The organism is Geodermatophilus sp. SYSU D01105, assembly GCF_054050095.1.
This window is the reverse complement of the sequence record NZ_JBJGYR010000013.1, coordinates 91952-116987: the sequence shown is the minus strand read 5'-3', so window position 1 is coordinate 116987 and position 25036 is coordinate 91952. Positions and strand designations below refer to the sequence as shown.

Annotated in this window: 22 protein-coding genes and 1 tRNA gene; 16 read left to right on the top strand and 7 right to left on the bottom strand. The window is 72.9% G+C overall.

Annotated features, from left to right (window positions below):
* Nucleotide 1: 1 nt before the first annotated feature.
* From nuoF to ACI79I_RS14185, 12 genes are all read left to right on the top strand, one after another.
* Nucleotides 2–1330, top strand: coding sequence for an NADH-quinone oxidoreductase subunit NuoF (gene nuoF / locus ACI79I_RS14240; protein ID WP_456992964.1), 1329 nt, complete (start codon nt 2–4; stop codon nt 1328–1330).
* Nucleotides 1327–3783, top strand: a complete 2457-nt coding sequence (locus ACI79I_RS14235) for an NADH-quinone oxidoreductase subunit G (RefSeq protein ID WP_456992963.1) — start codon at nt 1327–1329, stop codon at nt 3781–3783. The genes nuoF and ACI79I_RS14235 overlap by 4 nt, the downstream gene beginning before the upstream one ends.
* A complete protein-coding gene (nuoH, locus tag ACI79I_RS14230; protein WP_456992962.1) occupies nt 3780–5246 on the top strand; it encodes an NADH-quinone oxidoreductase subunit NuoH in 1467 nt (488 codons plus the stop codon). Before ACI79I_RS14235 ends, nuoH begins: the two co-directional genes overlap by 4 nt.
* The gene (gene nuoI / locus ACI79I_RS14225; RefSeq protein ID WP_456992961.1) at nt 5239–5919 is read left to right on the top strand and encodes an NADH-quinone oxidoreductase subunit NuoI; all 681 of its coding nucleotides are present in this window, start codon (nt 5239–5241) and stop codon (nt 5917–5919) included. The genes nuoH and nuoI overlap by 8 nt, the downstream gene beginning before the upstream one ends.
* A complete protein-coding gene (locus tag ACI79I_RS14220) occupies nt 5916–6728 on the top strand; it encodes an NADH-quinone oxidoreductase subunit J (protein ID WP_456992960.1) in 813 nt (270 codons plus the stop codon). The genes nuoI and ACI79I_RS14220 overlap by 4 nt, the downstream gene beginning before the upstream one ends.
* A complete protein-coding gene (nuoK, locus tag ACI79I_RS14215) occupies nt 6725–7024 on the top strand; it encodes an NADH-quinone oxidoreductase subunit NuoK (RefSeq protein WP_456943727.1) in 300 nt (99 codons plus the stop codon). Before ACI79I_RS14220 ends, nuoK begins: the two co-directional genes overlap by 4 nt.
* Nucleotides 7025–7040: 16 nt before the next feature.
* Nucleotides 7041–8936, top strand: coding sequence for an NADH-quinone oxidoreductase subunit L (gene nuoL / locus ACI79I_RS14210; protein WP_456992959.1), 1896 nt, complete (start codon nt 7041–7043; stop codon nt 8934–8936).
* 34 nt (nt 8937–8970) lie between these two features.
* Nucleotides 8971–10629, top strand: coding sequence for an NADH-quinone oxidoreductase subunit M (locus ACI79I_RS14205; protein ID WP_456992957.1), 1659 nt, complete (start codon nt 8971–8973; stop codon nt 10627–10629).
* Nucleotides 10629–12197, top strand: a complete 1569-nt coding sequence (nuoN, locus tag ACI79I_RS14200; protein WP_456992956.1) for an NADH-quinone oxidoreductase subunit NuoN — start codon at nt 10629–10631, stop codon at nt 12195–12197. Before ACI79I_RS14205 ends, nuoN begins: the two co-directional genes overlap by 1 nt.
* On the top strand, nt 12197–13255 hold the full coding sequence (locus ACI79I_RS14195) for a polyprenyl synthetase family protein (RefSeq protein ID WP_456992955.1): 1059 nt from the start codon (nt 12197–12199) through the stop codon (nt 13253–13255). The genes nuoN and ACI79I_RS14195 overlap by 1 nt, the downstream gene beginning before the upstream one ends.
* Nucleotides 13256–13277: 22 nt before the next feature.
* The gene (locus ACI79I_RS14190; protein ID WP_456992954.1) at nt 13278–14492 is read left to right on the top strand and encodes a PQQ-dependent sugar dehydrogenase; all 1215 of its coding nucleotides are present in this window, start codon (nt 13278–13280) and stop codon (nt 14490–14492) included.
* 122 nt (nt 14493–14614) lie between these two features.
* Nucleotides 14615–15115: a hypothetical protein gene (locus tag ACI79I_RS14185; RefSeq protein WP_456992953.1), complete on the top strand. Its 501-nt coding sequence runs from the start codon at nt 14615–14617 to the stop codon at nt 15113–15115.
* A gap of 112 nt (nt 15116–15227) precedes the next feature.
* Here ACI79I_RS14185 and ACI79I_RS14180 read toward each other — a convergent pair whose 3' ends face one another.
* Entirely contained in the window at nt 15228–16316 is a 1089-nt protein-coding gene (locus ACI79I_RS14180) for a 2-oxoacid:ferredoxin oxidoreductase subunit beta (protein ID WP_456992952.1), read from the bottom strand.
* Nucleotides 16313–18232: a 2-oxoacid:acceptor oxidoreductase subunit alpha gene (locus ACI79I_RS14175; protein ID WP_456992951.1), complete on the bottom strand. Its 1920-nt coding sequence runs from the start codon at nt 18230–18232 to the stop codon at nt 16313–16315. Before ACI79I_RS14175 ends, ACI79I_RS14180 begins: the two co-directional genes overlap by 4 nt.
* Before the next feature lie 204 nt (nt 18233–18436).
* On the opposite strand from ACI79I_RS14175, the gene htpX reads away from it, so the two are divergent.
* Nucleotides 18437–19312 carry a zinc metalloprotease HtpX gene (gene htpX / locus ACI79I_RS14170; RefSeq protein WP_456992950.1) on the top strand — a complete coding sequence of 292 codons (876 nt, stop codon included), beginning with the start codon at nt 18437–18439 and terminating at the stop codon, nt 19310–19312.
* A gap of 34 nt (nt 19313–19346) precedes the next feature.
* Here the strand turns inward: htpX and ACI79I_RS14165 are convergent, their stop codons facing one another.
* A complete protein-coding gene (locus ACI79I_RS14165) occupies nt 19347–19898 on the bottom strand; it encodes a cupin domain-containing protein (protein WP_456992949.1) in 552 nt (183 codons plus the stop codon).
* 82 nt (nt 19899–19980) lie between these two features.
* On the opposite strand from ACI79I_RS14165, the gene ACI79I_RS14160 reads away from it, so the two are divergent.
* On the top strand, nt 19981–20862 hold the full coding sequence (locus ACI79I_RS14160; RefSeq protein WP_456992948.1) for a sigma-70 family RNA polymerase sigma factor: 882 nt from the start codon (nt 19981–19983) through the stop codon (nt 20860–20862).
* A gap of 103 nt (nt 20863–20965) precedes the next feature.
* Here ACI79I_RS14160 and ACI79I_RS14155 read toward each other — a convergent pair whose 3' ends face one another.
* Both ACI79I_RS14155 and ACI79I_RS14150 read right to left on the bottom strand, forming a co-directional pair.
* The gene (locus ACI79I_RS14155; protein WP_456992947.1) at nt 20966–21628 is read right to left on the bottom strand and encodes a response regulator; all 663 of its coding nucleotides are present in this window, start codon (nt 21626–21628) and stop codon (nt 20966–20968) included.
* Nucleotides 21625–22743, bottom strand: coding sequence for a sensor histidine kinase (locus ACI79I_RS14150; protein ID WP_456992946.1), 1119 nt, complete (start codon nt 22741–22743; stop codon nt 21625–21627). The genes ACI79I_RS14155 and ACI79I_RS14150 overlap by 4 nt, the downstream gene beginning before the upstream one ends.
* A gap of 213 nt (nt 22744–22956) precedes the next feature.
* On the opposite strand from ACI79I_RS14150, the gene ACI79I_RS14145 reads away from it, so the two are divergent.
* A complete protein-coding gene (locus ACI79I_RS14145) occupies nt 22957–23376 on the top strand; it encodes a DUF6223 family protein (protein ID WP_456992945.1) in 420 nt (139 codons plus the stop codon).
* A 159-nt stretch (nt 23377–23535) separates the two neighbouring features.
* On the opposite strand, the gene ACI79I_RS14140 is transcribed toward ACI79I_RS14145, so the two are convergent.
* Complete coding sequence (locus ACI79I_RS14140) at nt 23536–24027, bottom strand: YajQ family cyclic di-GMP-binding protein (protein ID WP_456992944.1); 492 nt, start codon at nt 24025–24027, stop codon at nt 23536–23538.
* Nucleotides 24028–24127: 100 nt separating this feature from the next.
* Here ACI79I_RS14140 and ACI79I_RS14135 point away from each other — a divergent pair.
* A tRNA-Tyr gene (locus ACI79I_RS14135) sits at nt 24128–24209 on the top strand.
* A gap of 65 nt (nt 24210–24274) precedes the next feature.
* On the opposite strand, the gene ACI79I_RS14130 is transcribed toward ACI79I_RS14135, so the two are convergent.
* A complete protein-coding gene (locus ACI79I_RS14130) occupies nt 24275–24706 on the bottom strand; it encodes a pilus assembly protein TadG-related protein (RefSeq protein WP_456992943.1) in 432 nt (143 codons plus the stop codon).
* Nucleotides 24707–25036 lie beyond the last annotated feature (330 nt).

Below are 25036 nucleotides of genomic sequence, written 5' to 3'. Positions count from 1 at the left end.
CATGCCCCTCGCACCCGTGCTGACCGCCCGCTGGGCCGAGCCGCAGTCGTGGCGGCTGTCGACCTACGAGCGGCTCGACGGCTACACCGCGCTGCGCACCGCGCTCGGCATGAGCCCCGACGAGCTGGTCTCCCTGGTCAAGGACTCCGGCCTGCGCGGCCGCGGCGGCGCCGGCTTCCCGACGGGCATGAAGTGGAGCTTCATCCCGCAGCCCAAGCCGGGGGAGACGCCGACCGGTCCGGCGGCGATGCCCAAGTACCTCGTGGTCAACGCCGACGAGGGGGAGCCGGGCACCTGCAAGGACCTCCCGCTGATGATGGCCGACCCGCACTCGCTCATCGAGGGCGTGGTCATCGCCGCCTACGCGATCCGCTCGCACCTGGCGGTCATCTACGTCCGCGGCGAGGCGGTGCACGCGCACCGGCGGCTGGTCAACGCCGTCGAGGAGGCCTACGCGGCCGGCTACCTCGGAACCGACGTCCTGGGCTCCGGATACGACCTCGAGCTGGTCGTGCACGCGGGTGCGGGCGCCTACATCTGCGGCGAGGAGACCGCGTTGCTGGACTCGCTGGAGGGCTACCGGGGCCAGCCGCGGCTGAAGCCGCCGTTCCCCGCCGTCGCCGGTCTCTACGGTGCCCCCACCGTGATCAACAACGTGGAGACACTGGCCAGCGTGCCGTTCGTCGTCCGCGGCGGGTCGGACTGGTTCAAGGAGTTCGGCCCGGAGAAGTCGCCCGGCCCGAAGATCTACTCGCTGTCGGGGCGCGTCGTCCGCCCGGGCCAGTACGAGGCCCCCATGGGGACGACGATGCGCGAGCTGCTGGAGATGGCCGGCGGCGTCCGTCCCGGGCACCAGCTGAAGTTCTGGACGCCGGGGGGCTCCTCGACGCCGTACTTCACCCCCGAGCACCTCAACGTCCCACTCGACTTCGACTCCGTGGCCGCCGCGGGCTCGATGCTCGGCACCACCGCGCTGATGGTCTTCGACGAGACCGACTCGATCGTCGAGGCGACCCTGCGGTTCACCGAGTTCTACGCGCACGAGAGCTGCGGCAAGTGCACCCCGTGCCGGGAGGGCACCTACTGGCTGGTCCAGATCCTCGAGCGGCTGGTCCACGGCCGGGGGACGGCGGCCGACCTGGACCTGCTCACCGACACCTGCGACAACATCCTGGGCCGCTCGTTCTGCGCCCTCGGCGACGGCGCGACCAGCTGCATCGCCAGCTCGCTGAAGTACTTCCGCGACGAGTACGTCGCGCTGCTGCCGCCGGAGGAACAGGCCCGGCTGGGCCGCAGCCTCCGGCTCGAGCCCGTGGGGGTCGCCTCGTGACAACGCCCCAGCCCGCGCCCGCCGCCGTCCCGGCGGTGCCCGGTCCCCACACCCCGCCGGACGCCGTCCACTGCGTCATCGACGGCTTCGACGTCGCCGTGCCCAAGGGGACGCTGATCATCCGGGCCGCCGAGATGATCGGTGTGCAGATCCCGCGGTTCTGCGACCACCCGCTGCTGGAGCCGGTCGGCGCCTGCCGGCAGTGCCTGGTCGAGGTGGAGGGCCAGCGCAAGCCGGTGGCCTCCTGCACGATGCCGGTCACCGAGGGGATGGTGGTGAAGACCCAGCTCACCAGCCCGGTCGCGGACAAGGCGCAGCAGGGCACGATGGAGCTGCTGCTGATCAACCACCCGCTGGACTGCCCGGTCTGCGACAAGGGCGGGGAGTGCCCGCTGCAGAACCAGGCGATGACCAACGGGCGCACCGAGAGCCGGTTCGTCGACGTCAAGCGGACCTACCCCAAGCCCCTGCCGATCAGCAGCGAGGTCCTGCTCGACCGGGAGCGCTGCGTCCTCTGTGCCCGCTGCACCCGGTTCTCCCAGCAGGTCGCCGGTGACCCGTTCATCGAGCTGTTCGAGCGCGGCGCGCTGGAGCAGGTGGCGATCTACGAGGACGAGCCCTTCTCCTCCTACTTCTCCGGCAACACCACCCAGATCTGCCCGGTCGGCGCGCTGACCAGCGCCCAGTACCGGTTCCGGTCCCGGCCGTTCGACCTGCGCAGCGAGCCGAGCGCCTGCGAGCACTGCGCCTCGGGCTGCGCCCAGCGCACCGACTACCGCCGTGGCCGGGTGCTGCGCCGGCTGGCGGGGGAGGACCCGGCGGTCAACGAGGAGTGGAACTGCGACAAGGGTCGCTTCGCGTTCCGCTACGCGACGGCCAACGACCGGCTCACCACGCCCCTGGTCCGCCGGGACGGCGTGCTGGAGCCGGCGTCCTGGCCGGAGGCGTGGGCCGCGGCCGCCGAGGGCCTGCGCGCCGCGCGGGACGCCGGGGGTGTCGGCGTCCTGCCCGGCGGCCGGCTGACCGTCGAGGACGCCTACGCCTACGCCAAGTTCGCCCGGGTCGCGCTGGGGACCAACGACGTCGACGCCCGGGCCCGCGCGCACTCGGCGGAGGAGCTGGCCTTCCTCGCCGCGCACGTCGCCGGGACCGGCCCCTCCAACGGTGCGGTCACCTACGCCGACCTCGCCGAGGCGCCCGCGGTGCTGCTGGCCGGGTTCGAGCCCGAGGAGGAGTCGCCGATCGTCTTCCTGCGGCTGCGCCGGGCGGTGCGCACCCGGCAGCTGCGGGTGTTCGACCTCGCCCCGTTCGTGACGCGCGCCGCGGAGAAGCTCCAGGCGACCGTGCTCGCCACCCTGCCCGGCACCGAGGCCCGGTCCCTGGCGGCGCTGGCGGAGGGCACCTGGGGTGGCCCCGCGGTCGAGGCGATCCGGCAGCCCGGCGCCGTCGTGCTCGCCGGCGAGCGGCTGGCGGAGGTCCCCGGCGCGTTCTCCGCGCTCGACGCCCTCGCCCGCGCCACCGGCGCCCGCGTGGCCTGGGTGCCGCGCCGGGCGGGGGAGCGCGGAGCGGTCGAGGCCGGTGCGCTGCCGACGCTGCTGCCCGGTGGCCGGCCGGTCACCGACGCGGGCGCCCGCGCGCAGGTCGCCGCCGCCTGGGGCGTCGCCGACCTGCCGGCCACGCCCGGCCGCGACACGAACGGCATCCTCGCCGCGGTCACCCACGGGCGGCTGAGCGGACTCCTGGTCGGCGGGGTGGACCCGGCCGACCTGCCCGACCCGCGGCTGGCCGAGGCGGCGCTGGCCGACGCGGACTTCGTGGTCAGCCTGGAGATGTTCCCCAGCGCGGTCACCGAGCACGCCGACGTCGTCCTCCCCGTCGCCGCCGCTCCGGAGAAGGCCGGCGGGTACCTGGACTGGGAGGGCCGGCTGCGCTCCTTCGACGCCACGCTGCACGGCACCGGGCAGCTGCCCGACGGCCGGGTCCTGCAGGGGCTGGCCGACGAGCTCGACGTCGACCTGCGGCTGCCCACGCCCGAGGTGGCCCGCGCCGAGCTCGCCGCGCTGGGCGCCGTCGCCGTCCGGCCGGAGGTCACCGGCCTGGACGTCGCCCCGCCGGCCGACCCGCCGCTGGCCGAGGACGAGGCGGTGCTGGCCTCCTGGCGGCAGCTGCTCGACGTCGGCACGCTGCAGCGCGACGAGCCCGAGCTCGCCGGGACGGCCCGGCCGCCGGTGGCCCGGCTGGGCAAGGACGCCGCCCGCCGGCTGGGGCTGGCCGACGGCGACCGGGTCACCGTCTGCGGCGCGATGGGCCAGGTCAGCCTGCCGGTCCAGGTCACCGAGATGCCCGACCAGGTGGTCTGGCTGCCGATGCGCTCGCCCGGCAGCGAGATCCGGACCTCACTCGGCACGCCGCCCGGCGGCGTCGTCCGACTCGTCGCGGGAGGCCTCGCGTGACCCTGTTCGCCGCCGCCGACCAGCCGACGCTCGAGGACTTCGGGCACGACGTCTGGTGGATCGTCCTCATCAAGATCGTCGGGGTCTTCGTCGTCCTGGTGCTGATGACGCTGTTCGCGATCGTCTTCGAGCGCAAGGTCGTCGCCCGGATGCAGCAGCGGATCGGTCCCAACCGGGTCGGGCCCCGCGGCTACCTGCAGAGCCTCGCCGACGGGCTGAAGCTGGCCTTCAAGGAAGACATCATGCCGGCGCTCGCGGACAAGCCGGTCTACTTCCTGGCCCCGGTCATCGCCGCGATCCCGGCCTTCCTGGCCTTCTCGGTGATCCCCCTGGGCCCGACGGTGAGCATCTTCGGCCAGCGCACCCCGCTGCAGCTGACCGACGCCCCCATCGGCGTGCTCGTGGTGCTGGCCTGCTCGGCGATGGGCGTCTACGGGATCGTGCTGGCCGGCTGGGCGTCGGGCTCGACCTACCCGCTCTTGGGCAGCCTGCGCAGCGCGGCGCAGATGGTCAGCTACGAGATCGCGATGGGCCTCTCCATCGTCGCGGTGTTCCTCTACGCCGGCACGATGTCGACCTCGGAGATCGTCGCCGCGCAGGCCGACGGCACCCAGCTGTCCTTCTTCGGACTGGAGTTCACCGGGCCGAGCTGGTTCGCGGTCCTGCTGCCGGTCTCGTTCGTGATCTACGCCGTCGCGGTGGTCGGCGAGACCAACCGGGCGCCGTTCGACCTGCCGGAGGCCGAGAGCGAGCTCGTCGGCGGGTTCCACACCGAGTACTCGTCGCTGAAGTTCGCGCTGTTCTTCCTCGCCGAGTACATCAACATGGTCACCGTCTCCGCGCTGGCCGCGACGCTGTTCCTCGGCGGCTGGCGGGCGCCGTGGCCGCTGTCGATCTGGGACGGCGCCAACAGCGGCTGGTGGCCGCTGCTGTGGTTCTTCCTCAAGGTCGTCGTCGCGCTGTTCGTCTTCATCTGGCTGCGCGGCACGCTGCCCCGCCTCCGCTACGACCAGTTCATGCGCTTCGGCTGGAAGGTGCTGGTGCCCACGGCGCTGGTCTGGATCCTCGCCGTCGCGACCATGCGCACCGTGGCCCGCGAGGCCGAGCTGTCCACCGGCGAGGTGGCGATCTTCGTCGGCGTCCCCCTCGCGCTGCTCGTGCTCGCGGGGTTGCTCGTCGCGAGCCGGGTCAGCAACCGCGACACCCGGATCGCGGCCACCAAGGCGGCCGCGGGGTCGATCCACCCGACCGACGCCGAGCCGGAGGTGCTGCCGCCGGCCGGGGCGCGGCGCCGGCCGGCCGGCGGTCCCAGCCGCGCCGAGGGCGGCTTCCCCGTCCCGCCGATGGACCTGGCCGTGCCGCCGTCACCGCGGCTGCGCAGCCGGGAGGCCGTCGCCGCCGGCGGCGTCGTGAGCACCGGACGGCGCGGCACCCCGACCGCAGAGGAGGACGGCGATGCCTGAGCGGGACCCGTTCACGGAGGGCTCGGAGAAGGGCCTGGCGCAGGCGGCCCGCGGCGAGCTGGCCCGCCGCGACGACCAGGACGCCGGGCCGGTCAAGCGCTCCAGCCGGCTGCCCGGCCCGGCGCAGGGCTTCGGGGTCACCTTCGCGCAGATCTTCCGCAAGGTGACCACCGAGGAGTACCCCTACGAGCCCAAGGTGACCAAGCCGCGCTACCACGGGCGGCACGTGCTCAACCGGCACCCCGACGGGCTGGAGAAGTGCGTCGGCTGCGAGCTGTGCGCCTGGGCGTGCCCGGCCGACGCCATCTACGTCGAGGGCGGGGACAACACCGAGGACGCGCGCTACTCGCCCGGTGAGCGGTACGGGCGCGTCTACCAGATCAACTACCTGCGCTGCATCTTCTGCGGGCTGTGCATCGAGGCCTGCCCCACCCGCTCGCTGACGATGAGCAACGACTTCGAGCTGGCCGACGACAACCGGCAGGACCTGATCTACACCAAGGAGCAGCTCATGGCCCCGCTCCTGCCCGGGATGGAGGCCCCGCCGCACCCCATGCGGCTCGGGGCCGACGAGAAGGACTACTACGTCCGGACGCCGGAGGTCCCGGTCCCGCCGGCCGACCGCTCCGCCGGGGCGCGGGAGGACCAGCCGGTCCCCGGGGGCGCGGCGTGAACCCCGACGTGGTGATCGGCACCGGCGAGGCGGTCGTCTTCTGGGTGCTCGGCCCGATCGCGCTGGCCGGCGCGCTGGGCATGGTGCTCTCGCGCAACGCCGTCCACTCGGCGCTGTGGCTGGTGAACACGATGCTGGCGCTGGGCGTCTTCTACGTCGTCCAGGAGGCGCCGTTCCTCGGCGCGGTGCAGATCATCGTCTACACCGGCGCGATCATGATCCTGTTCCTGTTCGTCCTCATGCTGGTCGGCCGGGACTCCTCGGACTCGGTGGTGGAGACCCTGCGCGGGCAGCGGGTGGCCGCGATCGTGCTCGGCATCGGCTTCGCCGGGCTGGTCGGCGCCGGGATCGCCCGGGCCACCCAGGACCTCCCGCTCACCGGCCTGGCGGCGGTGCAGGGCGGGGAGACCAGCAACATCGAGGCGGTCGCCCAGCTGCTGTTCACCCGGTACCTGCTGGCGTTCGAGGTCACCAGCGCGCTGCTGATCACCGCCGCGGTCGGGGCCATGGTCCTGGCCCACATCGAGCGCGAGCCCGGCAGCCGCCGCACCCAGAAGGAGCTCTCGCGGGCCCGGTTCCTCACCGACCGGCCGCAGACCCTGCCCGGCCCCGGCGTGTACGCGCGGGCCAACTCCGTCGCCGCCCCCGCGCTGCTGCCCGACGGCCGGACGGCCGAGGACAGCCTCGCCACCGGGATCGATCCCCAGGAGGTCGAGCAGATGCCGCGTCCCACCGGCCGGGCCGAGCTCGGCAGCCCCGACGCGGCGCTCGGGGACGTCGACGGCGTGCGCGGAGGGGACCAGCGATGAGCCTCGCGCACTACCTGGTGCTGGCCGCGATCCTGTTCACCATCGGCGCGGTCGGCGTGCTGGTGCGGCGCAACGCGATCGTCGTCTTCATGTGCATCGAGCTGATGCTCAACTCGGTGAACCTCACGCTGGTCACCTTCGCCCGGGCCAGCGGCACCGTCGACGGCCAGATCATGGCGTTCTTCGTCATGGTCGTCGCCGCCGCAGAGGTCGTCGTCGGCCTGGCGATCATCATGTCGATCTACCGGACCCGCAGATCGGCGTCGGTCGACGACGCCAACCTGCTCAAGTACTGAGAACGGGGATCCGGGGATGGACACCGTGCCCGCCGACGGGCTGCTCGCCGCCTCCTGGCTGCTGATCGCGCTGCCCCTGGCCGGCGCCGCCGTGCTGCTGCTGGGTGGACGCCGCACCGACCGCTGGGGCCACCTGCTCGGCGTCGCCACCGTGGTCGTGGCCTTCGTCATCGGGCTGGTCTGCACCTTCCAGCTCGACGGGCGGTCGGTGAGCGTCGACCTGTTCACCTTCGTCGCGACCGGCTCGCTCGACGTGCAGGCCGGGCTGCTCTACGACCCGCTGTCGGCGGTGTTCGTCCTGCTGATCACCGGCGTGGGCGCGCTCATCCACGTCTACTCGGTCGGCTACATGGCCCACGACCCCGGCCGCCGCCGGTTCTTCGCCTACCTCAACCTCTTCGTCGCGGCGATGCTGCTGCTCGTCCTCGGCAACAACTTCGTGATGCTCTACGTGGGCTGGGAGGGCGTCGGCCTGGCGTCCTACCTGCTCATCGCCTTCTGGTACACCCGCCCGTCGGCGGCCACCGCCGCGAAGAAGGCGTTCATCATGAACCGGGTCGGCGACGTCGGGCTGGCGCTGGCGATCTTCCTGATGTTCGCCCAGCTGGGCACCGTCACCTACGAGGGCGTCTTCGGCGCGGTCGGCACGCTGGCCGGCGGCACGGTCACCGCCCTGGGGCTGCTGCTCCTGCTCGGGGCCTGTGGCAAGTCCGGCCAGTTCCCGCTGCAGGCGTGGCTGCCGGACGCCATGGAGGGTCCGACCCCGGTCTCCGCGCTGATCCACGCCGCGACCATGGTCACCGCCGGCGTCTACCTCATCGCCCGCGCCGCCCCGATCTACGACGAGACGGCGACCGCCCGGGCCGTCGTCCTCGCCGTCGGGGCGATCACGCTGACCATCGGCGCGATCGCCGGCTGCGCGCAGGACGACATCAAGAAGGTGCTGGCCTACTCGACGGTCAGCCAGATCGGCTACATGTTCCTGGCCGTGGGGCTGGGGCCGGTCGGCTACGTCGCCGGCCTGGCGCACCTGCTCACCCACGGCTTCTTCAAGGCCGGGCTGTTCCTCGGCGCCGGGTCGGTCATGCACGCGATGGACGACTCGGTGGACATGCGCCGCTTCGGCGGGCTGGCCACGCGGATGCGCACCACCTTCGTGACCTTCGGGCTGGGCTACCTGGCCCTCATCGGCTTCCCGTTCCTGTCCGGCTTCTACACCAAGGACGCGATCATCGAGGCCGCGTTCGACCGCGGCGACGGCTGGGGTTACCTGCTCGGCACGCTGGCGATCCTGGCCGCCGGGCTGACCGCCTTCTACATGACCCGGCTGATGCTCATGACCTTCTTCGGACGGCCGCGCTGGGAGGAGGGCGTCCACCCGCACGAGGCGCCGCCGGTCATGACGGTGCCGATGGTGCTGCTGGCCGTCGGCTCGGTGGTCGCCGGCTTCCTGCTGGTCGTGGCCTTCCCGCTGGAGGAGTGGTTCACGCCGGTGTTCGGCGAGCCCGAGGCCGCCGAGCACGTGGTCGCGCCGCTGCTGGTGAGCGTGCTGGTGACATTGGTGATGCTGCTCGGGGTCGGCGCCGCCTGGCTGTTCGTCGGCCGCCGCGAGGTCCCGGTGACCGCGCCGGCCCGGGTCTCCCTCCCGGTCCGGGCCGCGCGCCGGGCGCTGTACGCCGACACGGTCAACGAGTCGCTGTTCATGCGGCCCGGGCAGTGGCTGACCCGGGCGCTGGTGTTCGTCGACAACCGCGGGGTCGACGGCGCGGTCAACGGGCTGGCCGCGACGCTGGGCGGCTCCTCGTCCCGGCTGGGCCGCACGCAGACCGGCTTCGTGCGCTCCTACGCGCTGTCCATGCTCGGCGGCGCCGTCGTCGTCGCCGGGGCGCTGCTGGCGGTGACGGCGGGATGACCCGACCGACGACGAACGAGAGGGGTCCCCGACCGTGACGGACTTCCCGTGGCTGCTGGCGATGATCGTCGTCCCGGCGGCCGGAGCGGCCGTGGTCGCCGCCCTGCCCAGGGGCCGTGACGACCTCGCCAAGCAGGTCGCCCTCGGCGTCAGCGGCGTCGTCCTGCTGCTGGCCGTGCTCGCCACGGTCGCCTTCGACACCGGTGGCGAGCGGTTCCAGCTGACCACGTCGGTGTCCTGGATCCCGGACTTCGGGGTGGACTTCGCCCTCGGCGTCGACGGCATCGCGCTGGTCATGCTGCTGCTCATCGGCGTCCTGGTGCCGGTGGTCGTGGTCGCCTCCTGGCGGGACACCCCCGTCGGCCGGCGCTCGATGCGCGCCTTCTTCGCCTGGCTGCTGCTGCTCGAGGCGATGATGGTCGGCGTCTTCGCCGCGACCGACGTCTTCCTCTTCTACGTGTTCTTCGAGGCGATGCTGGTCCCGATGTACTTCCTGATCGGCAGCTTCGGCGGCCCGCGACGGCAGTACGCGGCGGTCAAGTTCTTCCTCTACAGCCTCGTCGGCGGGCTGGTCATGCTGGCCGCGGTCATCGGGCTGTACGTGGTGAGCAACAGCGAACTCGGGCAGGGGACGTTCGCCTTCGACGCGCTGCGGCAGATCGACATCGACCCGGGTGTGCAGAAGCTGTTGTTCCTCGGCTTCTTCGTCGCCTTCGCGATCAAGGCGCCGCTGGTGCCCTTCCACACCTGGCTGCCCGACTCCGGTGCCGAGGCACCGATCGGCGGTGCGGTGCTGCTGGTCGGCGTCCTGGACAAGGTCGGCACGTTCGGGTTCATCCGCTACTGCCTGCCGCTGTTCCCGGACGCCTCCCGCGACCTCGCCCCGTACGTGCTCGTCCTCGCCGTCGCCGGGATCCTCTACGCCGCGCTCCTGGCGATGGGGCAGTCGGACATGAAGCGGCTGGTGTCCTACACCTCGATCGCCCACTTCGGCTTCATCGCGCTGGGCATCTTCGCCTTCACGACCGAGGCGGCCACCGGCGCGGTGCTCTACATGGTCAACCACGGCATCGCGACCGGCCTGCTGTTCCTCGTCGTCGGGATGCTCATCGCCCGCGGCGGCAGCCGCCAGGTCGGGGACTACGGCGGCGTCGCCGCCCAGGCCCCCCTGCTGGCCGGGGTCTTCCTCGTGGCGGGGCTCGCCTCGCTGGCCCTGCCGGGCACCAACAGCTTCGTCAGCGAGTTCCTCGTGCTGATCGGGTCCTTCCCGGAGGTCCCCGTCTACACGGTCCTGGCGACCGTCGGGATCATCCTGGCCGCGCTCTACGTCCTGCTGGTGTACCAGCGCACCATGCACGGCCCGCCCCGCGGCGTGCTGCTGGAGACCGCGGAGGGCGCGGTCGGCGGGGGGACGCCGTCGGCAGCGGTGACCCCGGCGGACGGCGGCACCGCGACCCTGACCGCGCCCGCCCCCGCGCCGGCCCGGCTGCGGGTGCAGGACCTGTCCCGCCGGGAGCTGGCCGTCGCCGCGCCGATGGTCGCGCTGGTCATCGCGCTCGGGGTCTACCCGCAGCCGCTGCTGGACCTGATCGAGCCCGCGGTCGCCGCGACGATGACCGACGTCGGCGCCGACCCTGCCGGCGTGCAGCCGGCCGCGGCCCCGGCCGCCGACGACACTGCCGGGGGGAACTGATGCTGGTCAGCGCGGTCGACGCGATCCAGGCGCCGAGCCTGTCGCTGGGGGCCCTGGCGCCGCTGGCGATCGTCCTCGGGGCCGCGTGCGTCGGCGTCCTCGTCGAGGCCTTCGCCCCGCGGGAGAGCCGGCACCCGGTGCAGGTCGCCGTCGCCCTCGTCGGCACCCTCGGCGGGCTGGTCACCAGCCTGCTGCTGGCGGGGGAGGAGCGGATGGTCACCGCCGGCGGCGCGCTCGCCGTCGACGGCCCGACGGTCTTCCTCCAGGCGACCATCGCCGGGCTCGGGGCGCTGTCGGTCCTGCTGTTCGCCGAGCGCTCCCTGGACCCCGCCCGGTCGGCGTTCGTCGCGGCCGCCGCGGTGCCCGCCGGCAGCCCCCGCGACCGGGAGCTGATGACCGCACCACGGGTGCAGACCGAGGTCTACCCGCTGGCCCTGTTCGCGATCGGCGGCATGATGCTGTTCGTCGCGGCCAACGACCTGCTGGTCATGTTCGTCGCCCTCGAGGTGCTCAGCCTGCCGCTGTACCTGATCAGCGGGCTGGCCCGCCGGCGTCGGCTGCTGTCCCAGGAGGCGGCGGTCAAGTACTTCCTCCTCGGGTCGTTCGCCTCGGCGTTCTTCCTCTACGGCGTGGCCCTGGTCTACGGCGCCACCGGCAGCGTCCGGCTCTCCGACGTCCGGTCGGCGGCCGCGGTCGGCGGCAGCGACGTGCTGCTGGTCCTCGGCCTGGCGCTGCTGGTGGTCGGGCTGATGTTCAAGGCCAGCGTGGCGCCGTTCCACTCCTGGACGCCGGACGTCTACCAGGGCGCCCCGACGCCGGTGACCGCCTTCATGGCCGCCTGCACCAAGGTCGCCGCGTTCGGGGCCATCCTGCGGCTTCTCTACGTCGCCTTCGGCACCAGCGAGTGGACCTGGCGGCCACTGGTCTACGGCATCGCGATCGTGTCGATGGTCGTCGGCGCCGTGCTCGGCCTCACCCAGACCGACCTCAAGCGGATGCTGGCGTACTCCTCGATCGCGCACGCGGGGTTCCTGCTCACCGGCGTCATCGGGTTCGGCGGCGGCGCGGACGGCTCCGGCTCGGGGCTGCCGGGGACGATGTTCTACCTGCTGGCCTACGGCCTCACCACGCTCGGCGCCTTCGCGGTGCTCACGCTGGTCCGGGACGGCGACGGGGAGGCCACGCACCTGGCCAAGTGGGCCGGCCTGGCCCGGCGCTCGCCGCTGACCGCCGCGGTCATGGCCCTGTTCCTCCTGGCGCTGGCGGGGATCCCGCTCACGAGTGGCTTCACCGGCAAGTTCGCGGTGTTCCGGGCCGCCATCGACGACGGCGCGTGGCCGCTGGTGGTCGTGGCGCTGCTGGCCAGCGCGGTGGCGGCCTTCTTCTACCTGCGGGTCATCGTGCTCATGTACTTCTCCGAGCCCGCCGCCGACGGCCCGACCGTCGGTGTGCCCGGCCTGCCCACCACGATCGTGCTCGCCGTCACCGTGGCCGCCACCCTCGTGCTGGGGATCGTGCCCGGGGCGGTGCTCGACCTGGCCGAGAAGGCGGCTATCTTCGTCGGTTGATGACCGGAGCCAGCGCCGCCGTCGACGGGGACACCCCGGTCGAGACCTGGCAGCGGATCTCGACGCCCGCCTCGACGATGGGGCCCTGGTTGCCCGAGGGGGACCTCGGTCCGCGCCTCGCCGAGGGGCTGTCGCGCGTCGAGGAGGCGCTGCGGACCGCGGTCGCCAGCGAGCACGCGTTCATCGCCGAGGCGGCCGGGCACCTGGTCGCCGCGGGCGGCAAGCGGTTCCGGCCGCTGCTGGCGCTGCTGGCCGCCGAGCTCGGGGACCCGCACGCCCCCGGGGTGACCGAGGCCGCGGTGGTCTGCGAGCTCACCCACCTGGCGACGCTCTACCACGACGACGTCATGGACGAGGCCGCCGTCCGCCGGGGGGCGCCCAGCGCCAACAGCCGGTGGTCCAACAGCATCGCCATCCTGACCGGCGACTTCCTCTTCGCCCGCGCCTCGGACCTGCTGGCCGACCTGGGCCCGGAGGCGGTGCGCATCCAGGCGCGCACCTTCGAGCGGCTGGTCACCGGCCAGATCCTGGAGACCGTCGGGCCGCGTCCCGGGGCCGACCCGGTCGCCCACCACCTGCAGGTGCTGGCCGACAAGACCGGCTCGCTGGTGGCCACCTCGGCGCGCTTCGGCGCGTCCTTCGCCGGGGTGGGGGAGGACCTCGTCGCCGCGCTGACCGCCTTCGCCGAGGAGGTCGGGGTCGCCTTCCAGCTCTCCGACGACCTGCTGGACATCGTCAGCCAGGACGGCGCCTCGGGGAAGTTGCCCGGCACCGACCTGCGCGAGGGCATCGCCACCCTGCCGGCGCTGTTCGCCCTGGCCGGGGACGACCCGGCCGAGCAGCGGCTGCGGGACCTCGTCTCCCGGCCGATCACCGACGACGTCGAGCACGCCGAGGCGCTGACCCTGCTGCGCTCGTCGGCGGGCCTGGTGCGGGCCACCGAGGTGCTGCGGGAGTACGCCGACCGGGCCCGGGCGCGGCTGTCCGCCGTCCCCGAGGGGCCGGTCCGCGACGCGCTCAGCGCCCTGTGCGACTACGTCGTCACGCGCACCAGCTGAGCGTCGCGGGCATGCTGGGCGGGTGCGCGCCCGCCTGACCTGCCTGGTCGCTGCCGCGGCGCTACTGACGGCCTGCACCGGCGGCCCGTCCGAGGTCCCCGGCCCGCCCTCCAGGACGACGGCTCCGCCGCCGGACAGCAGCGCCCCTCCGCCCCCGACGACTCCCCCGCCCGTCGTCCCGGCTCTCGACGTCACGGTCGTCGCCGACGGGCTGGACCACCCGTGGGACCTCGCGCAGGCCCCCGACGGGACGCTGCTGGTCGACGAGAGGGGCGGCGGGCTCACCGCGGTCCTGCCCGACGGGACCGTCCAGGAGGTCGAGGCCGACTTCTCCGACCTGTTCGCCCGCGGGGAGACCGGCCTGATGGGGCTGGTCCTCGACCCGGGCTTCACGGGCAACCGGCGCTTCTACACCTGCCAGGGGCGCCAGGACGGCGGCAGACGATCCGTCGCGGTGGTGGCCTGGACCGTGGACGCCGGCTGGCGCAGCGCCACCCGGGTCGCCGACCCGCTGCTCGGCGGCATCCCGGTCAACGAGCGCATCGGCCGGCACGGCGGCTGCCGGCTGCGCTTCGACGGGACCGGCGCCCTGCTCGTCGGCACCGGCGACACCGCCGACCCCTCGCGCGCCCAGGACCTCGGCACGACCGCCGGCAAGGTGCTGCGCATCGACCCGGCCACCGGAGGACCGGCCGCGGGCAACCCGTTCGCCGGCCGCCCGGGCGCCGAGGCCCGGGTGTGGACCTACGGGCACCGCAACGTCCAGGGGCTGGCCGTGCGCCCCGGCAGCGGCCAGGTCTACGCCGCCGAGCACGGGCCCGACCGGGACGACGAGGTCACCCTGCTGCGGCGCGGCGGCAACGGCGGGTTCGCGCCGCAGGGGCCCGGCTACGGCGAGTTCGTCCCGATGACCGACCTCTCCCTGCCCGACGTCCTGCCGGCGACCTGGGCCTCCGGGGACCCGACCATCGCCTCCTCCGGTGCCACCTTCCTCGACGGCGACCGGTGGCAGGCCTACGAGGGGCTGCTGCTGCTCGGCGTCCTCAAGGGGCGGGGTGTCCTGGCGCTGCGGGTGGCCGAGGACGGCGCCCTGCTCGAGCAGTTCCGGCTGCCGGAGTTCGAGGGCACCCACGGCCGGATCCGCACCGTCCAGCTGGGCGACGACGGCCTGCTGTACGTCACGACCGACAACGGGAACGGGGACGACCAGATACTCCGGGTCATGCCTCGCCCGTGACCCGGTCCCGGACATCGAGAGTTCCAGATCACGGGGTTGTGACGATCGTCATGAATTCGTAATGGTGGCTCGCGTCAGAGGTCCACGGCCGCCCTCGCGGCCGCGCACAAAGGGGAATCTCCATGCGCCGCTCCCGCTTGCTGCTCGCCCTGCCCGCCGCCACGGCACTGGTGTTCACCGGCGCCGCGCCCGCCTGGGCCGGCGGTGACGACGGACACCACAACGGCGACGACGCCTGGGCCAAGGTCGTCGAGATCGACGACGAGGCCGAACTCGGCGACGACGGCGACACGCTGGACGTCACGTTCACGTACAAGTGCGAGGACGACGACGACAAGGACGACATCACGGCCGACGTGACCGCCGAGAAGGACGACATCAAGTACGAGGCGGAGGACGAAGAGCTCAAGTGCGACGGCGAGGAGAACGAGATCACCGTCACGCTCGACAAGAAGGACGAGGCTGCCGAGGAGGGTGACTGGGTCGAGGTCACCGTCACCATCAGCGACGGCGACGACGAGCTCGACGAGGAGTCCGAGTGGGTCGAGGTCGTGGACGAGGAGAACGGTGACGACAACGGGCACCGCGACGGCGACAAGGACCACCACAAGGACCACCACTGAGCCCAGCGCCCTGAGGGGCTGAGCTCCGCAACGACGAGGGGCGCCCGGGAACCACAGGTTCCCGGGCGCCCCTCGCCCGTTCAGGCGCGGACCGTCAGGCGACGGAGCCCTGTCAGCCGACGGTCCAGGTGTCGCCGCCGGCCAGGATGGCGTCGAGGTCGGCCGGGGACTGCGTCCGGGCCTCCTCGACCTGGTCGGCCATCATCCGGTCGTAGGTCGGCTTCTGCACCGCCCGGAAGACGCCCATCGGGGTGTAGCGGAGGTCCTGGCTGGACAACCGCGACAGCGCGAAGGCGTAGGAGGGGTCCTGACGCGTGACGTCGTGGACGACGATGTCCTCCGCGGCCACCTGGTTGGTCTCGGCGATGCGCAGCCCGCCGAACTCGTCGCGGACCACGCACGAGGCGCCGTCCGGGCCGAACACCAGCGGCTTGCCGTGCTCCAGCGGGATCGACCACTGCGTCCCGGTGGTCGGGTCCTTGAGCAGGTCGAAGGCGCCGTCGTTGAAGATGTTGCAGTTCTGGTAGATCTCCACCAGCGCCGTGCCCTGGTGCTCCGCGGCCTGCCGCAGCACGTCGGTGAGGCCCTTGCGGTCGGAGTCCATCGCCCGCCCGACGAAGGTCGCGTCGGCCCCGAGGGCCAGCGACACCGGGTTGAACGGGTGGTCCAGCGAGCCCATCGGCGTGGACTTGGTGATCTTGCCGACCTCGCTGGTGGGCGAGTACTGGCCCTTGGTGAGCCCGTAGATCCGGTTGTTGAACAGCAGGATCTTCAGGTTCACGTTGCGGCGCAGGGTGTGGATCAGGTGGTTGCCGCCGATCGACAGCGCGTCGCCGTCCCCGGTCACGACCCAGACCGACAGGTCGGGACGGGACGCGGCCAGGCCGGTGGCGATCGCCGGGGCGCGGCCGTGGATGGAGTGCATCCCGTAGGTGTTCATGTAGTACGGGAAGCGGGACGAGCAGCCGATGCCCGAGACGATGACCATGTCCTCGCGCGCGATGCCGAGGCTGGGCAGGAAGCTCTGGACGGCGTTGAGGATGACGTAGTCACCGCAGCCGGGGCACCAGCGGACCTCCTGGTCGGTCTTGAAGTCCTTGGCCTTCAGCCCGGTCTGCTTCTCGCCCTGGGTCTCCAGAGAGCGGGCGATCGCGTCGGCGATGGGACCGTCGGCCGGCATGCCGAGGTCGATGGTGGTCACAGGGTGCCTCCGGTGGTGGAGTCGATGACGTCCTGGACCACCGCAGCGAGCTCGGCGGCCCGGAAGGGCAGCCCGCGCACCTGCGTGTGGCTCTGGACGTCGACGAGGTACTTGGCGCGCAGCAGCAGGGCCAGCTGCCCGAGGTTCATCTCGGGGCAGACCACCCGGTCGTAGCGGCGCAGGACGTCGCCGAGATCGGCGGGCATCGGGTTGAGGTGGCGCAGGTGGATCTGCGCGACCGAGCGCCCGGAACTGCGGATCCGGCGGCAGGCGGCGCCGATCGGGCCGTAGGTCGAGCCCCAGCCGATGACGGCGACGCGGGCGTCGCCGTCGGGGTCGTCGACCTCGGTGGGCGGCAGGGTCGCCGCGATGCCGTCGACCTTGGCCTGGCGCAGGCGGGTCATCAGGTCGTGGTTGGCCGGGTCGTAGGAGATGTTGCCGGTCTTGTCGGCCTTCTCCAGGCCACCGATCCGGTGCTGCATCCCCGCCGTGCCCGGGATCGCCCACGGCCGGGCGAGCGTCTCGGGGTCGCGCAGGTAGGGCAGGAAGGACCCGTCCTCACCGTTGGGCTCCGTCGCGAACTCCACCCGCAGGTCCGGCAGCTCGTCGACGTCCGGGATCTGCCACGGCTCGGCGCCGTTGGCGAGGTAGCCGTCGGACAGCAGCATCACCGGCGTGCGGTAGGTCAGCGCGATCCGGGCCGCCTCCAGCGCCGCGTCGAAGCAGTCGGCGGGGGAGCGCGGGGCGATCACCGGCAGCGGTGCCTCGCCGTTGCGGCCGAACATCGCCTGCAGCAGGTCCGACTGCTCGGTCTTGGTCGGCAGGCCGGTGGAGGGCCCACCGCGCTGCACGTCGACGACCACCAGCGGCAGTTCGGTCATCACCGCCAGGCCGATGGCCTCCGACTTCAGCGAGATCCCCGGTCCGGACGTCGTCGTGACGCCGAGCGCGCCGCCGAAGGAGGCGCCGATCGCCGAGGCGACGCCGGCGATCTCGTCCTCGGCCTGGAACGTGCGGACGCCGAAGGACTTGTGCCGGGACAGCTCGTGCAGGATGTCCGACGCCGGGGTGATCGGGTAGGCGCCGAGGAACACCGGCAGGCCCGACCGCTGCCCGGCGGCGACGATGCCGAGCGCCAGGGCCTGGTTGCCGGAGATGTTGCGGTAGCGGCCCGGTGCCATCGGCGCGGGCTTGATCTCGTAGGAGACCGCGAAGGCCTCCGTCGTCTCGCCGTAGTTGTAGCCGGCCCGGAAGGCGGCGATGTTGGCCGCGGCGATCTCGGGCTTGCGGCGGAACTGCCGCTCGAGGAAGCGGATCGTCCCCTCGGTGGGCCGGTGGTACATCCAGCTCAGCAGGCCGAGGGTGAACATGTTCTTCGAGCGCTCGGCCTCCTTCTTGCCGAGGCCGGAGTCGGCGAGCGCGTCGAGGGTCATGCTCGTCAGCGGCACGCTCACCAGCTGCCAGCCGTCGAGGGAGCCGTCCTCGAGGGGGTTGGTCGCGTAGCCGACCTTGGCCAGGTTGCGCGGGGTGAACTCGTCGGAGTCGACGATCAGCAGCCCGCCACCGGGGAGGTCGGAGAGGTTGGCCTTGAGCGCGGCCGGGTTCATCGCGACCAGGACGTCCGGGGCGTCGCCCGGGGTCATGATGTCGTGGTCGGCGAAGTGCAGCTGGAAGGAGCTGACGCCGGGCAGGGTCCCCGTCGGTGCGCGGATCTCGGCGGGGAAGTTGGGCAGCGTCGAGAGGTCGTTGCCGAAGGACGCCGTCTCGCTGGTGAAGCGGTTCCCGGTCAGCTGCATGCCGTCGCCGGAGTCGCCGGCGAGCCGGATGACGACCCGGTCCAGCTCGACGACGCTCTTGACGAAAGGCACCGTGCTCCCCGCCGTACCGGCGGTGTCGGGCGGGTTGGTCGTGGTCATGAGTGGTGCACCTCCACCGGCCGAGGTTACGTGTCCGTCACAACCCACGGTCCTGCTGCGGGGACGACGGTCGAGAGCGGCCGGGTCCCCCCGGCACCTGCACGGGACAACCCCGCGGCGACCGGTGTCATTCCGTGACCGTGCTCGCAGTCGGCCGCCGTCCACCACGGGGAACGGCGGCCCCGGACGCTCCGTTGTCCGGACGTGCATCGCTGGAGCAACGGGCTGAAGACCGCGGTCCTCCTCGGTCTCATGGGCGGGCTCATCCTCGCCGCCGGTGCGTTGATCGGCGGACGGGGCGGCCTGCTCATCGCGCTCGTCGTCGCCCTGGCGGTCAACGGCTACGCGTACTTCAACAGCGACAAGCTCGCGCTGCGGGCGATGCGGGCCTTCCCGGTCACCGAGACGCAGGCCCCGGCGCTGTACGCGATGGTCCGCGAGCTGGCCACCGAGGCCCGGCAGCCGATGCCCCGCCTCTACGTGAGCCCCACCGACCAGCCCAACGCGTTCGCGACCGGGCGCAACCCGCGCAACGCCGCCGTCTGCGTCACCCAGGGCATCCTCGAGCTGCTCGACCGCCGGGAGCTGCGCGGCGTCCTCGCCCACGAGCTCTCGCACGTCTACAACCGCGACATCCTGATCAGCTCGGTCGCCGGCGCGATGGCGACGGTGATCACCTACCTCGCGCACATGGCGATGTTCGCGTCGCTGTTCGGCGGGCGGTCCGACGAGCGCGGCGGCGGCAACGCGCTGGGCAGCCTCCTGCTGGTGTTCCTGGGCCCGATCGCGGCCGGGCTGGTGCAGATGGCGGTCAGCCGCAGCCGCGAGTACCAGGCCGACACCTCCGGGGCCGTCCTCTCGCACGACCCGCTGGCCCTGGCCTCGGCCCTGCGCAAGATCGAGCGCGGGGCGGCCGCCCGGCCACTGCCGCAGGAGGACCGGCTGGTGACCCAGAGCCACCTGATGATCGCCAACCCGTTCCGGGGGCAGGGGCTGGCGTCGCTGTTCGCCACCCACCCGCCGATGCCGGAGCGCATCGCCCGCCTGGAGCAGCTGGCCCGGGAGCTCGGCCGGGGCTGAGCGACCGGCGGGCGACCCGGCGTGCCATGGCACGTCACCCCAGGCGGTCGAGGACCTCCCGGAGGATGGGCGGGCCGAGCGGCACCACCTCCGGGACCGGCTGGAGCGCCCACGGCGGCGGCTCCGTGCCACTGGCCTGCGCGGCCATCCGGGCGAACTGGCGCTCGAAGCCGGCGGGGGTGCACACGAGCAGGTAGCGCGCCGGGTCGTCCCGGCGGTTGGCCAGTGCGTGCGCGGCGTCGCGCGGCGCGAAGGCGAGCTGTCCCGCCGTCCGCACGAGGAGGACGTCGCCGACGCGGAAGACGAGCTCGCCCTCCAGGACACAGAAGGTCTCGTCGAAGTGGTGCCTGTGCAGCGGCGGTCCCGCGCTGCGCGCCGGGACGACGTTCTCCACGACGGAGACGTGGCCGCCGCTGTCCTCACCGCGCAGGAGGATGGTGCTGCGGAGGTCGGGGGGCATCGGGTTCCTCTCGATCCCGACGGGGCGGCGCGGTCGGGCGCCCGCGGGCTCGACGAGCTCGACCGGGTGAGGGACGCTGCCCCACTCCTCGGGCACGGTGACCGGATCCTGCTCGTCAGCCTGCACGGGGTCCTCCTCTGCCGACGGTCACATCGCCGCGTCCGGCGACGTCAAAGCACTGACGGACCCCGACGGGAGGATGTGACAGGTGAGCGAGGAGGTGGCACGAGTGGACCTGCTGGCCGAGCAGTTCGGGACGCACCGCGCACATCTGCGGGCGGTCGCGCGCCGGGTGCTCGGCTCCCCGGCCGAGGCCGACGACGCCGTCCAGGAGGCATGGCTGCGCCTGCAGGGCAACGGGTCCACCGGCGTGGACAACCTCGCCGGCTGGCTGACCACGGTCGTCGGCCGAGTGTGCCTCGACATGCTGCGCCGCCGAGGCGCGCGCCGCGAGGAGCCGTTGGAGCTGCACCGGCCGGACCTCGAGGACGGGCCGGAGCCGGAACGCGAGGCGGTGCTGGCCGACTCCGTCGGCCTCGCGCTCCTCGTCGTGCTCGATGCGCTGACGCCGCCGGAGCGACTCGCCTTCGTGCTGCACGACCTCTTCGCCGCCCCGTTCGGGGATGTCGCGGCGGTCCTCGACCGCAGCCCGGCCGCGGCGCGCCAGCTGGCCAGCCGTGCTCGGCGCCGGGTGCAGGGCGCGGCTCCGCACGCCGTCGGCCCGGCAGACGCGGCGCGCCGCCGGGAGGTGGTGCAGGCGTTCCTCGCCGCCTCGCGCGAGGGTGACTTCGCCCGACTGCTGGCCGTGCTCGACCCGCACGTCGTGTTCCGCGCCGACGCCCCCGTTGCCGCGCTCGGCGGGCTCACGCGGCTGCGCGGCGGCGAGGCGGTCGCCCGGGCCTTCCTCGGCAAGGCCCAGGCCGCCCGCGCCGCGCTGCTCGATGGAACCGCAGGCGCCGTGTGGACCACGGACGGCCGGCTGCGCGCGGCGCTGGACTTCGTCGTCACGGGCGGGCGGATCACCGCCGTCGAGGTCGTCTCCGACCCGGTCGTCCTGAACGCCCTCGACGTGGTGGTGCTCGAGACCTGAGTGGCCCCGCTCGCGGCCCACGGTGGAGCGCAGCTCGTGGAACACGTGAGGGCGACCGGTGAGAGGGGCGTCGGCGGGCAGGTCTGCGGCCGGACCGTGGCTGTCAGGAGTCGTGCGGGGCCACCAGGCCGGTCTCGTAGGCGAGGACCACGAGTTGGGCGCGGTCGCGGGCGTGGAGCTTGGTCATGGCTCGGTTGACGTGGGTCTTCGCGGTGAGCGGGCTGATCACCATGCGGTCGGCGATCTGTCCGTTGGACAGGCCCTGCGCGACCAGGGCGACGGCCTCCCGTTCGCGGTTGGTCAGTTCCGTCAGCCCCGTGCCGGTGCCGGCGGTGAGCGGCTGGGTGACGTAGCGGTCGATCAGCTTGCGGGTGATCGACGGCGCGAGCAGGGCGTCGCCGCGCGCGGCGACGCGTACGGCGTGCAGGAGGTCCTCCGGCTGAATGTCCTTGACGAGGAACCCGGCCGCGCCGGCCCGGAGTGCGTTGAAGACGTACTCGTCCAGGCCGTAGTTGGTCAGGATGACGACGTGCACCGACGCCAGGGTCGGGTCCCCGGCGATGCGGCGGGTCGCCTCGATACCGTCGAGGACCGGCATCTGGATGTCGATGAGCGCGACGTCGGGCAGGTGTTCCCTGGCCCGCGCCAGGCCCTCCCTGCCGTCGCCGGCCTCGGCCACCACCTCGATGTCGTCCTCGGTGTCCAGGAGCGCCCTGAACCCGCTGCGGATGAGCGGCTGGTCGTCGACCAGCAGGACCCGGATCACGACGCGTGGCCCAGGGGGAGCTCGGCCTCGACGGTGAAGCCGCCCTCGCTGCGCGGTGCCGCGCGCAGACGACCTCCCAGAGCGGTCACTCGTTCGCGCATCCCCAGCAGCCCGACGCCGGGCAGCGGCGCGGCGGCCGGCGTGGCCCTGCCGTCGTCATCCACCCGTATGAGCACGGCGTCGGGTCGGTAGTCGATCCGGACCGACGCGGTGGTGGCGGCGGCGTGACGGGCGACGTTGGTCAGCGACTCCTGGACGATCCGGTACGCGGTCCGGTCCACCGCGGTCGGCACGTCCTCGTGGTGTCCCTCGATCGTCAGCTCCGTGTCCAGACCGGACATCCGGGCCCGTTCCACCAGGTCGGGGACGTGATCGAGCCCCGCCGGCGGGTTCTCCTCGTCATCACGCAGCGCCCCCAGGGTCGCTCGTAGCTCTCGGGCCGCCTCGCGACCGGCCTCCCGGATCGCCAGCAGGGCCTCGGGCACCTGTTCGCCCCGCTTGCGGGCCAGGTGGACGGCGACTTCGGCCTGCACCTTGATGACGGAGATCTGGTGGGTGAGCGAGTCGTGCAACTCCCGCGCGATGTGCAGGCGCTCCTCGCTGGCGCGGCGCCGCGCGGTCTCCTCGCGGGTGCGCTCGGCCTCGTCCGCCCGGCGCTCGGCCTGCCGCAGCGCCTCACCGGCCGCACCGGCGGCGATCAGCCAGGCCAGTTCGAGGACGTCCCGGGACTGCGTGAACGCCTCGCCCACGGGCCAGTCGTGGGGGGAGACCAGGATCGCCAGCGGGAGAGCAGCCAGCATGGTCACCGACCCGGCCACCGTGACGATGCGGTGTCCTGTCCGGACCGCGGCGTACACCGCGAACAGGAACGCGACGACCGGCACGTCGAAACCGAGGCTCTGGTAGCCCACCGCGCACAACCCGGTGACGACCAGCACGGTGACCGGAGCCCAGCGGCGGGCGACCAGCGACAGCCCACCGGCTGTCAGCAGCGCGTAGCCCAGCGGGTCGAGGTCGGTGGAGGGGTGGTGGCCGGACAGTCCGGCCACCAGCAGGGTCGCCCCCACGCCGACGGCGATCGCCCAGTCTCCGACGCTGATCCGCGCCCCGCCCATGCGGGCACGCTAGCCCGGTGTCCGCGCAGGCGACTCCGGCGCACGGATGATCGACCGCCTACCGCAGACGCGGTACCTCCGACCCCTGCGGCATCCGCGTGGTGGCCGGCTACGGCATCGGCGGTAGCGCGAACTGCCTGCGTCCGGAGGACGACCGGCCAGGGGACGGGTGGACATGATCAGCGGCGTCCCGTTGTGGGAGGAGGAGCAACCATGTCAGTCCGCCACCTGCTCGCCGCCGGCGCGGCCGCCCCGCTGGGCGTCCTCGGGTTCGCCACCCCGGCAGCCGCGCACGTCCTCGCCCAGCCGGTCGCCGTCAGTGCTGACGCCGTGACCCCCGGGCGTCTCTGGTCCCTGGTGGCCGCGCTGCTGGGACTGGCCGGTGTGGTCATCGGGGGAGTGGCTCTGCGCTCCGCCGGTCGCGTCGGTGGCGGCACCGGGAGGAACGGGGCCATCGTGGCCCTGGTCGCAGGGGTGACCGGCGCGGTCGTCGGCGGGCTCGTCGTGGCCGCCGCCGACGGTGGTCCCGGCACCGGCTACGGGATCGTCGGGGGTTTCCTGGCCCTGGCGGTCGGGCTGATCGCCATCGTCCTCGGTGGGCTGGCCCTTGCCCGCTTGCGCCGCATCGGCTGACCGCAGCACGTACGAGCGCGTCCGGGGCTGCCGGAGGCGGCCCCGTCACGGCGGAGCGTCGCCCCGGCCGGAGGCCCGATGGCCGACGGCCGGGGCACGTGCGGACTCCCTGCGAGCCAGGACGCTGCACGACGCGCTGCCGTGCAGGGACCTGCCAGGTCAGCGGTAGTTGTCGAACTGCAGGGCGACGTCGAGGTCCTTGCCGCGCAGCAGCTGCTGCACGGCCTGCAGGTCGTCGCGCTTCTTGCCGCTGACCCGCAGCTGGTCGCCCTGGATCTGGGCCTGCACGCCCTTCGGACCCTCGTCGCGGATGATCTTGGCGATCTTCTTGGCGGTGTCGGACTCGATGCCCTGCTTGATGCGGGCGGAGATCTTGTAGCTCTTCCCGGAGGACTGCGGCTCGCCGGCGTCGAGGGACTTGAGCGAGATCTTGCGCTTGACCAGCTTGTCCTTGAACACGTCCAGGGCGGCGGTCACCCGCTCCTCGGTGTCGGCCTGCAGCGTGACGCCCTCCTCGCCGGACCACGCGATGCTGGCGTTGGTGCCGCGGAAGTCGAAGCGCTGGGCGAGCTCCTTGGCGGCCTGGTTGAGCGCGTTGTCGACCTCCTGGCGGTCGACCTTGCTCACCACGTCGAAGGACGAGTCGGCCATGTGTCGGTGCTCCTCTCGGTCCGTCGTCCCTGCGCCGTTCCGTGGTGGGGTCTCGGCGGGGGCGGCGGCGTCGTCTTGTACGCTCTCCCGGTACCACCACGGCGGGTTGCCCGAGTGGCCAATGGGAGCGGACTGTAAATCCGTCGGCACAGCCTACGAAGGTTCGAATCCTTCACCCGCCACAGGTACGCCGAAGGCCCCCGACCTCCGCAGAGGTCGGGGGCCTCCGTGTTCCTCCGGCGGTGCGTCACGCGGCCGTCGGGGCCCGGGCGCTGGCGACGGCGGTGCGGTCGAGCGGCTCCCCGCCGAGGAACAGCCAGCCGAACGCGATCTCCACGCGACGGGTGCAGTGGACGGTGACCTCCACCCCGTCGGTCTCGGCGGACCACGCGTGGAGCGGCGTCCCGCCGTCGGCGAGCTGGTCGGCCACGGCGGCCTGCGTGCTGGCCGCGGTGAGCGGGAGGGCCGTGCCCAGTCCCGTGGCGTAGAGCGTGGCCTCGTCCGTGGCGTTCGCCGCTGCGAGCGCCGCGCCGTCGCAGACCGCCTGCACCTGCTGCTGTTCCAGGAAGGCGTCGGACGCGGCGATCGCCCCGAACGCCATGAGTGCGGCGACCAGCCAGCAGACCAGGACCAGGGGCAACGTCGAGCCGCGTTCGGACTGCACCGCCCCGGATCCCACGGCGGGCAGCGTAGGGCGCACCCCGTCCTGTCCACGGCTTGTGGACGGCGCTGTGGACAGCTGTGGACGGGGCGATCGGATCCCCGGTGCAGGGCTGATGCCCCTGTGGACGACGCGCGACACGGCGTCCACTGTCCCTCTCCGGCCCCGGGTGGCACAGCGTGCTCACCCGTCCCGGTGGTCACACGATCAGGTGACACAGAGGCAGAAGTCGTGACTCAGCGTGACGGCATGACGGTTCGTCACACCGTCGTGATCTTCCGTGCTTGTCCCGATCGGGTGACGGGCAGCAATCTTCCGGGCGCGGTCCGTACCGAACGACGCTCTGCC

What these genes read in the sequence shown, in the direction of transcription:
- nuoI (WP_456992961.1), top strand. Translation starts at nt 5,239, where the DNA reads ATGCCTGAGCGGGACCCGTTCACGGAGGGCTCGGAGAAGGGCCTGGCG.
- nuoK (WP_456943727.1), top strand. Translation starts at nt 6,725, where the DNA reads ATGAGCCTCGCGCACTACCTGGTGCTGGCCGCGATCCTGTTCACCATC.
- nuoF (WP_456992964.1), top strand. Translation starts at nt 2, where the DNA reads ATGCCCCTCGCACCCGTGCTGACCGCCCGCTGGGCCGAGCCGCAGTCG.
- nuoL (WP_456992959.1), top strand. Translation starts at nt 7,041, where the DNA reads ATGGACACCGTGCCCGCCGACGGGCTGCTCGCCGCCTCCTGGCTGCTG.
- ACI79I_RS14145 (WP_456992945.1), top strand. Translation starts at nt 22,957, where the DNA reads ATGTCAGTCCGCCACCTGCTCGCCGCCGGCGCGGCCGCCCCGCTGGGC.
- ACI79I_RS14150 (WP_456992946.1), bottom strand. Translation starts at nt 22,743, where the DNA reads ATGGGCGGGGCGCGGATCAGCGTCGGAGACTGGGCGATCGCCGTCGGC.
- ACI79I_RS14140 (WP_456992944.1), bottom strand. Translation starts at nt 24,027, where the DNA reads ATGGCCGACTCGTCCTTCGACGTGGTGAGCAAGGTCGACCGCCAGGAG.
- ACI79I_RS14175 (WP_456992951.1), bottom strand. Translation starts at nt 18,232, where the DNA reads ATGACCACGACCAACCCGCCCGACACCGCCGGTACGGCGGGGAGCACG.
- ACI79I_RS14185 (WP_456992953.1), top strand. Translation starts at nt 14,615, where the DNA reads ATGCGCCGCTCCCGCTTGCTGCTCGCCCTGCCCGCCGCCACGGCACTG.
- ACI79I_RS14195 (WP_456992955.1), top strand. Translation starts at nt 12,197, where the DNA reads ATGACCGGAGCCAGCGCCGCCGTCGACGGGGACACCCCGGTCGAGACC.
- nuoN (WP_456992956.1), top strand. Translation starts at nt 10,629, where the DNA reads ATGCTGGTCAGCGCGGTCGACGCGATCCAGGCGCCGAGCCTGTCGCTG.